General features: G+C 66.4%; 13 protein-coding genes. 7 read left to right on the top strand and 6 right to left on the bottom strand.

What is annotated here, in order from left to right; all coding sequences use genetic code 11:
- Positions 1-19: 19 nt before the first annotated feature.
- Positions 20-766 carry an ATP-binding cassette domain-containing protein gene (locus tag ASD72_RS10690; RefSeq protein WP_056879939.1) on the top strand — a complete coding sequence of 249 codons (747 nt, stop codon included), beginning with the start codon at positions 20-22 and terminating at the stop codon, positions 764-766.
- A complete protein-coding gene (locus ASD72_RS10695; protein WP_056879940.1) occupies positions 763-1944 on the top strand; it encodes an ABC transporter permease in 1182 nt (393 codons plus the stop codon). Before ASD72_RS10690 ends, ASD72_RS10695 begins: the two co-directional genes overlap by 4 nt.
- A gap of 72 nt (positions 1945-2016) precedes the next feature.
- Here ASD72_RS10695 and ASD72_RS10700 read toward each other — a convergent pair whose 3' ends face one another.
- From ASD72_RS10700 to rpmH, 6 genes are all read right to left on the bottom strand, one after another.
- Positions 2017-2568 carry a porin family protein gene (locus ASD72_RS10700; RefSeq protein WP_162250379.1) on the bottom strand — a complete coding sequence of 184 codons (552 nt, stop codon included), beginning with the start codon at positions 2566-2568 and terminating at the stop codon, positions 2017-2019.
- A gap of 175 nt (positions 2569-2743) precedes the next feature.
- A complete protein-coding gene (locus ASD72_RS10705; RefSeq protein WP_056879942.1) occupies positions 2744-3739 on the bottom strand; it encodes an energy transducer TonB in 996 nt (331 codons plus the stop codon).
- A gap of 240 nt (positions 3740-3979) precedes the next feature.
- Complete coding sequence (mnmE, locus tag ASD72_RS10710; RefSeq protein ID WP_056879943.1) at positions 3980-5320, bottom strand: tRNA uridine-5-carboxymethylaminomethyl(34) synthesis GTPase MnmE; 1341 nt, start codon at positions 5318-5320, stop codon at positions 3980-3982.
- A gap of 88 nt (positions 5321-5408) precedes the next feature.
- On the bottom strand, positions 5409-7127 hold the full coding sequence (yidC, locus tag ASD72_RS10715; protein ID WP_056879944.1) for a membrane protein insertase YidC: 1719 nt from the start codon (positions 7125-7127) through the stop codon (positions 5409-5411).
- 13 nt (positions 7128-7140) lie between these two features.
- Positions 7141-7581 carry a ribonuclease P protein component gene (gene rnpA / locus ASD72_RS10720; RefSeq protein WP_056879945.1) on the bottom strand — a complete coding sequence of 147 codons (441 nt, stop codon included), beginning with the start codon at positions 7579-7581 and terminating at the stop codon, positions 7141-7143.
- A gap of 91 nt (positions 7582-7672) precedes the next feature.
- Positions 7673-7813: a 50S ribosomal protein L34 gene (gene rpmH / locus ASD72_RS10725; RefSeq protein WP_027083663.1), complete on the bottom strand. Its 141-nt coding sequence runs from the start codon at positions 7811-7813 to the stop codon at positions 7673-7675.
- Between the two features lie 278 nt (positions 7814-8091).
- Here rpmH and dnaA point away from each other — a divergent pair, with 278 nt between their 5' ends.
- The 5 genes from dnaA to ASD72_RS10750 all read left to right on the top strand — a co-directional run bounded on the left by dnaA (position 8092) and on the right by ASD72_RS10750 (position 15568).
- Positions 8092-9432 carry a chromosomal replication initiator protein DnaA gene (gene dnaA, locus ASD72_RS10730; protein ID WP_056879946.1) on the top strand — a complete coding sequence of 447 codons (1341 nt, stop codon included), beginning with the start codon at positions 8092-8094 and terminating at the stop codon, positions 9430-9432.
- A gap of 315 nt (positions 9433-9747) precedes the next feature.
- Positions 9748-10848, top strand: coding sequence for a DNA polymerase III subunit beta (gene dnaN, locus ASD72_RS10735; protein WP_056879947.1), 1101 nt, complete (start codon positions 9748-9750; stop codon positions 10846-10848).
- A gap of 202 nt (positions 10849-11050) precedes the next feature.
- Entirely contained in the window at positions 11051-12169 is a 1119-nt protein-coding gene (gene recF, locus ASD72_RS10740; RefSeq protein WP_056879948.1) for a DNA replication/repair protein RecF, read from the top strand.
- Between the two features lie 101 nt (positions 12170-12270).
- Positions 12271-14736, top strand: coding sequence for a DNA topoisomerase (ATP-hydrolyzing) subunit B (gene gyrB / locus ASD72_RS10745; RefSeq protein WP_056879949.1), 2466 nt, complete (start codon positions 12271-12273; stop codon positions 14734-14736).
- A gap of 10 nt (positions 14737-14746) precedes the next feature.
- Positions 14747-15568 carry a CPBP family intramembrane glutamic endopeptidase gene (locus tag ASD72_RS10750; RefSeq protein ID WP_155944607.1) on the top strand — a complete coding sequence of 274 codons (822 nt, stop codon included), beginning with the start codon at positions 14747-14749 and terminating at the stop codon, positions 15566-15568.
- The last annotated feature ends 37 nt before the right edge of the window (positions 15569-15605 follow it).

A 15605-nucleotide genomic window follows, 5' to 3' on the forward strand; every position in this document is an offset into this window, starting at 1 on the left:
TCTTCATGGACATGACCTCATGATCATCGCCAACGATCTCCACAAGACCTTCAAGACGAAGACCGGCACCGTCACCGCCGTGGACGGCGTCAGCTTCACCGCCCGCGACGGCCAGATCACCGGCCTGCTCGGACCCAACGGCGCGGGCAAGACCACCACCATGCGCATGCTGTACACGCTGATGTCGCCCGATCGCGGGCAGGTCACCGTGGACGGCATCGACGCCACGCAGGATCCGGTCGCGGTGCGTCGGGCGCTCGGCGTGCTGCCCGACGCGCGCGGCGTGTACAAGCGCCTGACGGCACGCGAGAACATCGCCTACTTCGGCGAGTTGCACGGTCTGTCGGCCGCGCAGATCGCGGCACGCACGCAGGCGCTGTCCGATGCGCTCGACATGGGCGACATCCTCGATCGCCAGACCGAAGGCTTCAGCCAGGGCCAACGCACCAAGACCGCGATCGCCCGCGCGCTGGTCCACGATCCGCGCAACGTCATCCTCGACGAGCCCACCAACGGCCTGGACGTGATGACCACGCGTGCGATGCGCGGCTTCCTGCGCCAGCTGCGCGACGAAGGCCGTTGCGTGATCTTCTCCAGCCACATCATGCAGGAGGTGGCCGCGCTCTGCGACCGCATCGTCATCATCGCCAAGGGCACGGTGGTCGCCGCCGGCACGGCGGACGAGCTGCGCGAACAGGCAGGCGAGGACAACCTGGAGGATGCGTTCGTCAAGGTAATCGGTTCGGAGGAGGGCCTGCTGGCATGAACATGTTCCGCACCGTTTTCACCGTGATGCGCAAGGAATTGCGCGAACTGGCACGCGATCGCCGCACACTGGCCCTTTCGCTGCTGCTGACGCCACTGCTCTACCCCGCGCTCATCCTGGGCATGGGCTATCTGACGGAGAAGCGTGTTCGTACGCAGGTCGACAAGACGCTGTCGATTCCCGTGGTCGGCGCCGAGCACGCGCCGAACCTGGTGAAGTTCCTCGCCACCAACGGCATCACCCCGGCGCCGGCGCCAGCGAGCCTGGACGCGTCGATCCGCTCGCAGGAAATCGACGCGGCGCTGCGCATCAGCCCGGACTATGCCGAGGACTGGCGCAACGGCCGCCCTGCCCTGGTGGAGATCATCCGCGACAGTACGCGACGCGATGCCGACATCCCGACCCAGCGCCTGCAGGCGGCGTTGAACGCCTACAGCCAACAGGTGGGTGCGTTGCGGTTGCTGGCCCGCGGCGTGGACGCGTCGGTCGCGCGGCCGGTCAACGTCGGCTTGCAGGACATGGCCACGCCGGAAGCCAAGCAGGGGATGCTGCTGTCGGTGATGCTGCCCTACCTGTTGATCCTCACGTCCTTCATCGGTGGTGTGTATCTCATCCTCGACGCCACGGCCGGCGAGCGCGAACGCCAGTCCCTCGAGCCCCTGTTGGCCACGCCTGCCGCCCGCAGTGCCATTGTCAGTGGAAAGATAGCGGCCGCCTGCGTGATCGGCATGTGCACCGTCGTGCTGACGCTGTTGTCACTGAAGTTCAGTTCGCAGTTCTCGACCGGCGTGGCAAGGCAACTCGATGTCTCCTTCATCGCGATGGCGAAGATGCTGGTGGTCCTGCTGCCGATGCTGTTCATCGGTACCTCGCTGCTCACTTACCTGGCGGCGTCGGCCAAGAGCATGAAGGAAGCGCAGAGCCACATGACCTGGCTGATGCTGCTTCCGATGATTCCGACCTTCGCGCTGATGGCGAATCCGGTGAAGAGCCAACTGTGGCAGTTCGCCGTGCCGTTCCTGGCGCAGAACCAGCTGTTGCTGAAAGTGATCCGCAACGAGTACATCAGCGCCCAGACATGGCTGATCTACGTGGCGGCCGCGTTCGGTGTGGCGGCGTTGCTGTGGTTCGCCGCGGTGCGCCGCTACCAGCAGGAGAAGCTCGCCATCGCCGGATGATGGGCGCACACGCTGGACGCGAACGGCCACCGCAAGGTGGCCGTTTTTGCATCGGGATGGCCCCTGATCGCCTCAGAAGCGGTACTCGTACCCCAAGGTGAGCGTCTGCGCCGTGACATCGGCGTTGTACAGGTCGCCCTTGTTGTAGTCGTAGTTGAGGCTCACACCGTTGTGGTGGTCGAAGTCGTAGCCCGCGCCCACGCCGAAATAGGGCTTGGTCGAGCGCTCGCGCAACTGCAGTTCGCCCGAGCGGAGCTTGCTGTTGACGCTCTGTACGCCGGCGCGGCCCGCGAGGAAGAAGCCCGTGTTGTCGGCACCAAAGTTCTTCTTGCCCACCACGCCCAGACCGGCAGCATCCATGTCGTAGGCGGCGTCGCCGAAAGAACGATCGCCCAGGATCGAGTAGAACCCCTCCATCGCGACATGGGGCGTGAAGTAATGACCAATGCGCAAGCTGTAAGCCGTGTCGGTATCGTCCGCGCTGAGGTCGCCGACGGCGACTTCCAGATCGGTATGGCCGATTTCGGCGCGTCCGTACCATTGACCAGCCTGCGTGGCAGCCGCCGTGGAAGACAGGGTCAGGCATGCCAGCGTACATGCGCAGGCAAGAGTGAATCGCTTCATCATGGAATCCTTCCGTATTGTTATGGGTAGCCCGTCGTGCGGGCGGCGCACATTACGCGGAGCTATCCCGCTTCGTCCAGATATCACTGACTATTGTTAGCCGACCTGTCGCGACGCAAACAAAAAAAAAGCCGGCGCGAGGCCGGCGTTTTTTCTGGCAACGCTGGGCGATGTATCAGGTGCCCGGGCTGAAGCCGATGGTGCGACGCGTGGTCACCGGCGCATCCACCGGCTCGAAGCGCCAGCGACGCACGGCGTTCAGCGCTTCGCGATCGAACACGCGCGCCGGCGTGGCGCGTACGACGCGGGCGTTGGTCACCGAACCGTCGGTGCCGACGGTGATCTCGACCAGCACTTCACCCTGGGTGCCGGAACGCAATGCTTCCGGCGGATAGCGCGGGGCCGGCGTGCTGACCGCGCGCAGTGCCTGCGCGGGTGCAGCTGCGGGCGCAGCGGCGCGGGCGGCCGCGGCCTGGCGCTCGGCGGCTTCGCGCTGGGCGGCGGCCTGGCGTTCGGTTTCCTGGCGAGCGGCCTCGGCGCGGGCGGCTTCCTGCTGCTGTGCCAGCTGCTGGGCCGCGGCGGCTTCCGTCGCGCGCTGTTGGTCAGCCTGCTGGGTGAGGCGCTGCTGCTCCTTCAGCTTCGCGTCCTCGGCAGCCTTGGTCTTGGCGGCTTCATCGGTGACGGCTCGCGCAGCCACGGCCTGCTGCGCCGAGGTGATGCTCTGCTGGAGGCGAGGCAACGCCGGCTGCTTCGGATCGGCCTTCTCGATGATGGCGGCCAGGCGCTGCGCTTCGGGGAACTCCTCGCGCGCGATGCTCTGTTCGGCGGCGATCACGGTGTAAGGCAACAGGTCGGTCAGCGCGCTGGTGACGCCCGGATCGTTGGGGAGCTTGTCGCGCAGCGCGAGGTAGTACTCCATCGCGTTGTCGCCACCGGGGGCGTAGATGCGGTTCTCGCGCAGCGCCTTCGTGGCCGCCTCGCGCAGGGCGTCGGCGTTCATCGCCTGGACTTCGGCGGACACGGCCGGCGGCGGCGGCGTGGCGGCCGGGGTCGCGGCGGTGGTGGCGGCCGGCGCTGCGGCTTCGTCCTGCTTCGAACAGGCGGCAACGGCGACGACCAGCAACAGCGGCGCGGCATAGCGCAGGCGCCCGGTCATGCGGATCAAGGACATCGTTTCTACTCCCCCAAGAACGTTTCTAATGATGGCGATGCCCCGGCGCCGGTGTGCGGCTTCGGGGCGGATCGGTCGATGCGGGCCCGCTCTCCGGACACCTCTTCCCGGCCGAAGGCCCAGTGGAGAGCGGTGCGATGCCTGTTTCGGGTACCCCTACCCGATGCTCAGGGTACGTCGGCGCCTCACCGACCACACTTGATGCGCGTCACACTTTTGTCGCGATTCGGGGCGCGAACGCTACTTGCCGATGCAGAAGGTGGAGAACACGTGGCCCAGCAGGTCGTCGGCACTGATCCGGCCGGTGATCTCCCCAAGGGCGTCGTGGGCCAGTCGCAGCTCCTCCGCGGCCAGCTCCAGATGCTCGTGCCGCAGGTGCAGGTGGGCGATCCCGGCATGGCCCGCCGACCGGTGGAGGGCCTCGACATGGCGCGCCCGCGCGGAGAACTCGCCCTCGGCGCCCTCGACCGCGTGGCCCGTGGCCAGCGCCCGCAGGCGCTGATGCAGCTGCGGCAGTCCGATGCCGCGTGCCGCCGAGACGTGCACGGCGGCGGCGGCGTCTGGCGGCACCTCGGGCAACAGGTCCACCTTGTTGTGGATCCACAGCACGGCCGGCACGCCGGCGATGTCGTCGGCGACGGCGGCGCGGCCGGCATCGGGGTCGCGCGCATCGACCACCGCCAGCGCCACGTCGGCGCGCTGCAGTTCGGCGCGGGCGCGACGCATGCCTTCGCGCTCGATGGCGTCACCGCCCTCGCGCAGTCCGGCGGTATCGACCAGGTGCAGCTCCAGCCCATCGAGCCGGATGGTTTCGCGCAGCGTGTCGCGCGTGGTGCCAGCGACATCGGTGACGATGGCGCGGTCGCTTCCCGCCAACGCGTTGAGCAGCGAGCTCTTGCCCGCGTTGGGTGGACCGACGATCACCGCATGCACGCCGTCGCGCAGCTTGCGCCCGCGTTCGGCATCGACGATCAGCGCGTCGAGCCCTTCCCGTGCGACAGCCAACCGTGCGCGTACCTGCTCGCCGCCGAGCGTGTCGAGCGGTTCGTCGGCGAAATCGATCGCAGCTTCGACGTGCACGCGCAGCGCGAGCAGGTGCGCGCCCAGCGCGTCGACGCGCTGCGAGAACGCGCCGTCGAGCGATCGCCGGGCGGCACGGGCGGCGCGCGTATCGGCGGCCGCGATCAGATCGGCGATGGCTTCCGCCTGCGCCAGGTCCAGCTTGCCGTTGAGGAACGCGCGCTCGGAAAACTCGCCCGGCCTCGCCGCACGGGCACCGAGCGCGCAGGCGCGCGCGACCAACTGCTGCAGCACGACGGGGCTGCCATGGGCCTGCAATTCCACGACATCCTCGCCGGTGAAGCTGGCCGGTGCGGGAAACGACAGCGCGATGCCGTCGTCGATGACGCTGCCATCCACCTCCAGGAAACGGACGTGGTGCGCGCGACGCGGTTGTAGCGCACGGGTCGAGATCGCCTGCGCGATACGGCGGGCATCCGGACCCGACAGGCGCATGATGCCGACGCCACCCGCGCCGGGGGCGCTGGCGATCGCGACGATGGTGTCCTGCGTTGCCGTCATGGGATATCGCGCCAACAAGGGCTTTTAGCGTAGCGGAAACACGAAGCCCGCCGGAGGGCGGGCTTCGTGGCGGTGCTCGCGTCGTGGATCACTTCGCGATGGCGGTCTTCGGCGGCGTGGCCGATTCGCCGTGGCGCTTGGTCATCCACCACTGCTGCAGCAGGCCGAGCGTACCGTTGGTCACCCAGTACAGCACCAGGCCGGAGGGGAAGAAGGCCATCATCACGCCGAACACCAGCGGCATGAACTGCATCATCTTCTGCTGCATCGGATCCATGCCCGGCGCCGGCGTCAGCTTCTGCGTCAGCCACATCACCAGCATGTTGAGCACGGGCAGGATGAAGTACGGATCGCGCGCGGTGAGGTCCTGGATCCAGGCGAACCACGGTGCCTGGCGCAGTTCGACCGACTCCACCAGCACCCAATACAGCGCCAGGAACACCGGCATCTGCACGAGGATCGGCAGGCAGCCGCCCATCGGGTTGATCTTCTCCTTCTTGTACAGCTCCATCATGGCGACCTGGAACTTCTGCTTGTCGTCGCCGTAGCGTTCCTTCAACTGCTGGATGCGCGGCTGGAACTTGCGCATCTTGGCGAAGCTCTTGTACTGCGCCGCGGACAGCGGATACAGCGCCAGCTTCACCAGGATCACCAGGCCGATGATCGACCAGCCCCAGTTGCCGATGAAGCCGTGCAACAGGTTGAGGACGAAGAACAGGCCCTGGCCGATGAAGTCGAAGATCGCGAACTGGCTGTAGTCCACCACGCGGTGCAGGCCGGTGACGTTGGTCTGCTTGATCTTGTCGACCAGCTTGGGGCCCACCCACAAACGTGCGGTCGTGGTGGCCTGCTGGCCGGGGCCGACGTTCACGCCGGGACCCATTTCGCGGATCAGCGCGCGCGTGTTGCCTTCGGGCGTATCCAGCGAGATGGTGGTGGTGTCGGTGGCCTGCGGGATCCACGCACTGAAGAAATGGTGCTGCAGGATCGCGATCCAGCCTTCCTTGACCTGCTTGTCGACGCGGCCGTCTTCCAAGTAGTCCTCGTTGAACTTGCGGCGCTGGTAGCCGCCGTCCCACCAGGTGGCGCCGTTGAAACTGAAGGAATCCGGATTCGTCATGCCGCTCTTCACCTGCGGCGGCGTGCGCAGCAGTTGGCGGTAGACGGTGCCTTGCCAGGTGCCGGCGCCGGCATTGATCACCTGGTCGCTGACTTCGATTTCGTAGCTGGCGCGCTTGAGCGTGTAGGTACGACGGATGGTGACGCCATCCGGCCCCTGCCACACGAACGGCACGCTGATACTGTCGCTGCCCTGGGCAAGAACGGCTTCGCCCGCACCGTTCTCCGGCACGAACGCATGATGGTCGGGAGCCTTGGCGCCGCTGCTGACCCAACCGCTTTCCGCCACGTAGTAGTGCTGCGGATCGTCGCTGAACAACCGCACCGGGCCACTGCCGGGGGTCTTGCTGGCGGGGTAATGCAACAGGTCGGCCTGCAGCACGCTGCCACCATCCAGCACCAGGCGAAGCACGTCGTTGCTGAGGGTCACGCGCGCAGCCGCGGAGCGAGCGGCAGGCGAGGCGCCGGCCACCGCGGGCGCCGCGGTCGGTGCGGCCGGTACCGTTCCGGCGGGCGTCGCCGCCGCGGCGGTCGCCGTCGGCACCGTGCTGCCCGGCGTGGTGCCGGTGGTCTGGGCTGCCACAGGTGCGACGGGCGCGGGCGCTGCCTTATCCCGGCTCCATTCGAACCACAACAAGGTCGCCACCATCAGCCAGGCGAAGATCAGGAATACACGGGTCTGGTTCATCAGGCAGGCAGTCTCAACCGGCGTCGGGAACCGGTTTGGTCGGAAAAAGAGGAGTGGGTGGCGGCGGCGGCGAATTCAAGCCCGGCGGCATTGTGCCGCCCGGTGCCGATGCCGGCAATGCGCCGGCGCGCGCGAGGACGCGCTCGAAGGTGGTCCGCAGCAGGAGGCCGTCGGCCTTGGCGGCCGGCGCACGCGCGACCACGACGTAGTCGCCACCGGGGAGCCGGTCGCGCAACCGACGGAAATGCTCGCGCAGCTGCCGCTTGATGCGGTTGCGCATCACCGCACGCGTATCCACCTTGCGCGAAACAGCCAGGCCGAGGCGCGCAGGACCGTCGCCCGGCAACCAGTGCAGGCTCATCAGGGGATCGGACGTGCGGCGGGCCGCGTCGAACACGCGCGCATAGTCGGCGCGTGCGCGTACCCGCGCGGAACGCGGGAAGCCGGTGCTCATCTCAGCAAGAAGCCCGCTCGTGACCGGGCGGGCTTCTGATGATGCAAGGAACGCATGGGTGCCTTGGCCGCATGACGCGACCAAGCCGCCATTAGGCGGTCAGGCGCTTGCGGCCCTTGGCACGACGACGGGCCAGGATCTTGCGGCCATCGGCAGTGGCCATACGGGCGCGGAAGCCATGGTCGCGCTTGCGCTTCAGGTTGCTGGGTTGGTAAGTGCGCTTGGTGGCCATGGGGCCCTCGGGCGTGTTCGGGTGGAAAGAACCGGAAATTCTATAGGAAGCACCGGCTTACGGTCAACTCCCCCTGCACTTTCGCAATGCGCCGCCGGAACGATCCACGTCCGGCGCGCCGTTCGTCCTTTCATCCACATCTTATGCACAGGATCGTTGGCGGGTCCGGGCCCCGGTGGTAGTCTGGCCGACCCCATCGACGACACCCCCGTGCTGCCGGCCCCGGCATCGCGGGACAGCGTGTTCGACCCCATTCCTTTCGCGAGTTGTTCCACCTGATGGATGCCTGGCCCCGTTGCCTCGAACGCCTGGAAGCCGAACTGCCGGCCGAGGACGTACATACCTGGCTGAAGCCCTTGCAGGCCGAGCAGCGCAGCAATGCCGTGGTGCTGTACGCACCCAACGCCTTCATCGTGGAGCAGGTGCGCGAGCGCTATCTCGGCCGCATCCGCGAGCTGCTCGACTATTTCGCCGGGCACGGCGATGTCTCGCTGGAAATCGGCTCGCGCCACAAGCCGGCCGAACCCGGTGTGCCGTTGGCGCCGAACACGGGCAGCCCGCGCGCCGCCGCCGCCGCCGCACCGGTGGAACCGTTCGACGGCAATCTCGACACGCACTACACCTTCGACAACTTCGTCGAGGGTCGCAGCAACCAGCTGGGCCGTGCCGCCGCATGGCAGGCCGCGCAAAAGCCGGGCGATCGGGCACACAATCCGCTGCTGCTCTACGGCGGCACCGGCCTGGGCAAGACCCACCTGATGTTCGCCGCCGGCAACGAGTTGCGCCGGCAGAACCCGGCCGCGCGCGTGCTGTACCTGCGCAGCGAGCAGTTCTTCAGCGCGATGACCAAGGCGCTGATCGAAAAGTCGATGGACCAGTTCAAGCGCCGCTTCCAGCAGGTGGATGCGTTGCTGATCGACGACATCCAGTTCTTTGCCGGCAAGGACCGCACGCAGGAAGAGTTCTTCCACACCTTCAATGCGCTGTTCGACGGCCGCCAGCAGATCATCCTGACCTGCGACCGTTATCCCCGCGAAGTGGAAGGCCTGGAGCCGCGCCTGAAGTCGCGCCTGGCCTGGGGCCTGAGCGTGGCGATCGATCCGCCTGATTTCGAAACCCGTGCGGCGATCGTGCTGGCCAAGGCGCATGAGCGCGGCGCGCAGATTCCGGATGACGTGGCGTTCCTGTTGGCCAAGAAGATGCGCAGCAACGTCCGCGATCTGGAAGGCGCGCTCAATACGCTGGCGGCGCGGGCCAATTTCACCGGCCGGGCGATCACGACCGAGTTCGCCCAGGAAACCCTGCGCGACCTGCTGCGCGCGCAGCAGCAGGCCATCAGCATCCCCAATATCCAGAAGACCGTGGCAGACTACTACGGTCTCCAGATCAAGGACTTGTTGTCCAAGCGGCGTACGCGTTCACTGGCGCGTCCGCGGCAGGTGGCGATGGCCCTGGCGAAGGAGTTGACCGAACACAGCCTGCCGGAGATCGGCGATGCGTTCGCCGGTCGTGACCACACGACCGTGCTGCACGCCTGCCGCCAGATCCGCAGCCTCATGGAGGCCGACGGCAAGCTGCGTGAGGACTGGGACAAGCTGATCCGCAAGCTCAGCGAGTGAAGGCCCCTGAGGCCTCCGCACCGGGCCTGCGAAAACCGTGAGGCCATTGTCGGCAACCCCGATGACGGCCGCAACGCACAACTTCGTGGACAATCGGCGGGATGGGTTGTGGACAAGATGTGCAAGGTTTTGGGGGTGAAAGTTATCCACAAGTTCCCGCACGGGTTGACTCGACCCTGTCCACCGGGTTGAAGGTGTTAAAAAGTTAAAATAATCAAGGTGTTAAGTAGGTTTTCCCGCGATTTGCGCCCTACCACCACCACCAGCTTTTAAGTTTTTAGTCCTAAAATCAAAAGCGAAGGGGCTCCCACACTCATGCGTTTCAGTCTGCAGCGCGAAGCTTTCCTCAAGCCCTTGGCCCAAGTGGTCAACGTGGTCGAACGCCGGCAGACACTGCCGGTCCTGGCGAATTTCCTGGTGCAGGTGCAGAACGGCCAGCTATCGCTGACGGGTACCGACCTGGAAGTGGAGATGATTTCCCGCAGCGCCGTGGACGACGCGGAGGACGGCGAAACAACGATCCCCGCCCGAAAGCTGTTCGACATCATTCGTGCGCTGCCTGACGGCAGCAAGGTGACCGTGAGCCAGACCGGCGACAAGGTCACCGTGCAGGCTGGGCGCAGCCGGTTCACGCTGGCGACACTGCCCGCCAACGATTTCCCTTCGGTGGACGAGGTGGAAGCCACCGAGCGGATCGAAGTGCCGGAAGCGACGCTGAAGGAACTGATCGAGCGCACCTCGTTCGCGATGGCGCAGCAGGATGTCCGCTACTACCTCAACGGCCTGCTGTTCGACCTCAGTGAGCGCACCCTGCGCTGCGTGGCGACCGATGGCCATCGCCTGGCGCTGTGCGAATCGCAGCTGGAAGGCGCGCCTGTCGGCAAGCGCCAGATCATCGTGCCGCGCAAGGGCGTGACCGAGCTGCAGCGCCTGCTGGAAGGCGGCGATCGCAGTCTGGAGCTGGAAGTCGGCCGCAGCCACATCCGCGTGAAGCGCGACGATGTCACCTTCACCTCGAAGCTGATCGATGGCCGCTTCCCCGACTACGCGGCGGTGATTCCGATCGGTGCGGACCGTGAGGTGCTGCTGGATCGCGAAGTGCTGCGCGCTGCCCTGCAACGTGCCGCCATCCTGTCGAACGAGAAGTACCGCGGCGTCCGCGTTGAAGTGTCGCCGGGTCAGCTGAAGATCAGCGCGCACAACCCGGAACAGGAAGAAGCGCAGGAAGAGATCGAGGCGGACACCAAGGTCGATGGCCTGGCGATCGGCTTCAACGTCAATTACCTGCTGGATGCCCTGTCGGCGCTGCGGGACGAGCACATCGTGCTGCAGTTGCGCGATGCCAACTCGTCGGCCCTGGTCCGCGAGGCCAGCAGCGAGAAATCCCGCCACGTCGTCATGCCGCTGCGACTCTGACAAGGCTGTTCCACGTGGAACACGGCACATCGCCCGGCTTTTGCCGGGCGATGTCGTTTCAGGGTCCGTACAAACCCCACCTCCCCGATGCCGGAGACGGCTCACGTAGAATTTCCGCCATGTCGCCGTTGTTCGCCTGCCCCACGCCGTTGTCGAGTCGCGCTCCCGAGACTTCCCGGACCGCGCACCGGAGGCTGCCCGCATGCAGGTAACCCGCCTGGAGGCCAGCGGGTTGAGGCGTTTTCCCCAGGTGTCGCTGGCACCGGAAGCCGGACTCAACCTGATTACCGGCGACAACGGCGCCGGAAAGACCAGCCTGCTGGAGGCCCTCCACGTGATGGCCTATGGCAGGAGTTTCCGGGGCCGGGTGCGTGACGGGTTGGTGCGGACGGGCGCGGAGGCCATCGAAGTCTTCGTCGAATGGCGTGAGGTGTCCCAGGGACGCCAGCGCCGGGCCGGGCTGCGGCACAGCGGACAGGCATGGACGGGCCGGCTTGATGGCGAGAACGTGGCCCAACTGGGCGATCTGTGCGCGGCCCTGGCGGTCGTCAGCTTCGAACCGGGAAGCCATGCCCTCGTCACCGGCGGCGGCGAACCGCGCCGTCGGTTCATGGATTGGGGGTTGTTCCACGTGGAACAGGGCCGCGAAGGGGGCTTCCTGCCCTTGTGGCGGCGTTATGCCCGCGCCTTGAAGCAGCGGAACACGCTGTTGAAGGCGGGTATCGGAGGGGGACAACTCGATGCCTGGGACCATGAGCTCGCCGAAGCGGGGGAACCGCTTACCGGCCATCGTCAGAGCTATCTCGATGCGCTCCAGGATGACCTGGCTGTCGTCGTCCGTGAGCTGGCGCCGTCCCTTGGGGCCGCATCGCTGCAGTTCCAGCCGGGATGGCGCCGGCATGAGTTGTCGCTGGCCGACGCCCTGCTGCTGTCGCGGGACCGGGACCGTGCGGCGGGCTACACGACCGTAGGGCCGCATCGGGCCGACTGGCGTATCGACTACTCAGCCCTTCCCCATCGCGAAACCCTGTCGCGGGGCCAAGCGAAGCTGACTGCCCTGTCCTGCCTGCTGGCCCAGGCGCAGGATTTCGCCCGTCGGCGCGGGGAATGGCCGGTGATTGCCCTGGACGACCTCGCGTCCGAGCTGGACCGGCATCACCAGCGGCGGATCCTGGAACGGTTGCTGGCCAGTGGCGCCCAGGTGTTCATCACGGGGACCGAGGCGCCGGCCGGCCTCGCGGATGCCGACATCCAACCCACCCTGTTCCACGTGGAACAAGGCACCGTGCAGCGCCTCACGGACGCCTGTAGCGGGGCCTAAGTGCCTCACGGTGCTATAATTCCGCATTGATCCTTTGGCTCGCGCAGTGCGCCTACCGACCCGGTGGCGCGGCGCCTGCCCATGTAGCCGACACGAAGCGAATGACCGACGAAACGACCTCTTCTGCACCGAACGGCAACACGTATGACGCCAACAGCATCACCGCCCTGGAAGGTCTGGAAGCGGTTCGCAAGCGTCCCGGCATGTACATCGGCGACGTGCACGACGGCACGGGCCTTCACCACATGGTGTTCGAAGTCGTCGACAACTCCATCGACGAAGCCCTGGCAGGTCATGCCGACCATGTCGCGGTGACGATCCATGCAGATGGCTCGGTCTCGGTGTCCGACAACGGTCGCGGTATTCCGGTCGGCAAGCATGGGCAGATGAGCGAAAAGCTCGGCCGCGAGGTGTCTGCGGCCGAAGTCGTCATGACCGTCCTTCATGCGGGCGGCAAGTTCGACGACAACAGTTACAAAGTGTCCGGCGGCCTGCACGGCGTAGGCGTGAGTGTGGTCAACGCACTCTCCCAGAAGCTGCAGTTGGATATCTTCCAGGGCGGGTTCCACTACCACCAGGAATACAGCAACGGCGCGGCGCTGGGTCCGTTGAACCAGGTCGAAACATCCACGAAGCGCGGTACCACGCTGCGTTTCTGGCCTTCGGTAACGGCCTTCCACGGCAACGTCGAGTTCCACTACGACATCCTGGCCCGCCGCTTGCGCGAGCTGTCGTTCCTCAATTCCGGCGTCAAGATCGTGCTTGTCGACGAGCGCGGCGACGGCCGTCACGACGATTTCCACTACGAGGGCGGCATCCGCAGCTTCGTGGAGCACCTGGCGCAACTGAAGACGCCGCTGCATCCGAACGTCATCTCGGTCACCGGCGAAGCCAGTGGCATCGTTGTGGACGTTGCGCTGCAGTGGACCGACGCCTACCAGGAAACGATGTTCTGCTTCACCAACAACATCCCGCAGAAGGATGGCGGTACCCACCTGATCGGCTTCCGTGCCGCGCTGACGCGCACGCTGACGAACTACATCGAACAGAACGGCATCGCCAAGCAGGCGAAGGTCAACCTGTCCGGCGACGATATGCGCGAAGGCATGATTGCCGTGCTGTCGGTGAAGGTGCCGGACCCGAGCTTTTCCTCGCAGACCAAGGAAAAACTGGTCAGTTCCGATGTCAGGCCGGTCGTTGAGAGCACGTTCGGTGCACGTTTGGAGGAGTTCCTGCAAGAACACCCCCACGAGGCCCGCGCGATCGCCAGCAAGATCGTCGACGCCGCCCGTGCCCGCGAGGCCGCCCGCAAGGCGCGCGACCTGACCCGCCGCAAGGGCGCGCTGGATATCGCCGGCCTGCCGGGCAAGCTCGCCGATTGCCAGGAAAAGGATCCGGCGCTGTCGGAACTCTTCATCGTCGAGGGCGACTCGGCAGGCGGTTCCGCCAAGCAGGGTCGCAACCGCAAGAACCAGGCCGTGCTGCCTCTGAGGGGAAAAATCCTCAACGTGGAACGCGCGCGCTTCGACCGCATGTTGGCCAGCGCCGAAGTCGGCACGCTGATCACCGCGCTCGGCACCGGCATCGGCAAGGACGAATACAACCCGGACAAGCTGCGCTACCACCGCATCATCATCATGACCGACGCCGACGTCGACGGTTCGCACATCCGCACGTTGCTGCTGACGTTCTTCTACCGGCAGATGCCGGAGCTGATCGAGCGCGGTCACGTCTACATCGGCCTGCCGCCGCTGTACAAGCTCAAGCAGGGCAAGCAGGAGCTCTACCTGAAGGACGATGCGGCGCTCAACGTCTATCTGGCGAACAACGCGGTCGAAGGCGCGTCGCTGGTGCCCGCCGATGGCGAGCCGCCGATTTCCGGCGAAGCGCTGGAGAAGCTGCTGCTCGTCTTCACCACCGCGCGCGACGTGATCGCGCGCAACGCGCACCGCTACGATCCGGTGCTGCTCGAAGCGCTCATCGACTTCACGCCGCTCGATGCCGAGCATCTGCAGAAGAACATCGACGAGCGCCACGAACTGGCTGCGCTGGAAGCCAAGCTCAACCGCGGCAGCCTCGGCACGGCGCGCTACGCGCTGACCCTGCAGCCGGCCACCGAACAGCGCCCCGCCGCGCTGCTGGCCATGCGCCGGCACATGGGCGAGGAGCTGGTGCAGGTGTTGTCGCTGTCGGCGTTCGAGAGCGGCGAACTGCGTCCGCTGCGCGAAGCCGCCGCACTGCTCCACGGCCTGGTGCGCGACGGTGCGCAGGTCATCCGCGGCAACAAGGCGCAACCGGTTTCCACGTTCGCCGATGCGCAGGCGTGGTTGCTGGAGGAAGCCAAGAAGGGTCGCAGCATCCAGCGCTTCAAGGGCCTGGGCGAAATGAATCCCGAGCAGCTCTGGGATACGACCGTCAATCCCGACACGCGCCGCCTGCTGCAGGTCCGCATCGAAGACGCGGTGGCCGCCGATCAGATCTTCAGCACGCTGATGGGCGATGTCGTGGAGCCGCGCCGCGAGTTCATCGAGGACAACGCACTCAAGGTGTCCAACCTCGACGTGTGACGCAACGCCGATGACGATGATCGCGAACGACATGGCGCGCGCTGGCGGCAACGCATCGCTGCGCACCGCGCTGTCCGCGTTCGCATTGGATGTCGTGCTGGCGATCGCGCTGTCGTTCTCGACGATGATGCTGGGCGTGTTCGCCTGGTCCGCGTGGCGTGGCGTGCAGCTGGCACGGCAGGGCAACGATCTCGATGCAGTCCAGCTGCAGTCCGCGATCGGAACGCCGCCGGTCCTGTTCCTGATCCTGTTGACGCTCGTCAGTACCGGGGGAGCGGCGCTGGTGCTGTACGTCTGGCGTCGGCGCGCGACGCCGCTGGAGCGGTCGGCTTCGTGGGCGGCGGTCCAGCGCTTCCGCACGTGGTGGCTGGCGCTGCTGGCCGGCGTGGCGACCTTCCTGCTGAGCTCCCTGATGACCTGGGCCGGCCGGGCGCTCGGCCTGGACCTCACGCCGAGCAACCTGGAATTGATCGAAGCCGGATTCGCGCAGTACCCGCTGTTCCTGGCGCTGTTTGCCGTCGTCCTCGCGCCGCTGTACGAGGAACTGCTCTTCCGACGCGTCCTGTTCGGCCGCCTGTGGCAGGCCGGCTGGCCGCTGCTGGGCCTGGCGCTGAGCAGCGCCGTGTTCGCCCTGGTCCACGAGATGCCCGGCCTCAATGGCAAGCCGGTCGGCAGCACCCTGTTCCTGCTCGCCGTCTACGCCGGCATGGGGGCCGTGTTCGCGGCCGTTTACCGGGCGACGGGCACGCTCTGGGCCCCGATAGGCGCGCATATCCTGAACAATGCGCTAGCGCTCGCTGTCCTGCAGGTGTACGGCGGTGCGCAGGCCTAATGTGATTGACGAAAGTTTAAGACGCGCTTGCCCAGAC

This window comes from Pseudoxanthomonas sp. Root630 (assembly GCF_001427585.1).
In the GTDB taxonomy this organism is placed as follows: Bacteria; Pseudomonadota; Gammaproteobacteria; order Xanthomonadales; family Xanthomonadaceae; genus Pseudoxanthomonas_A.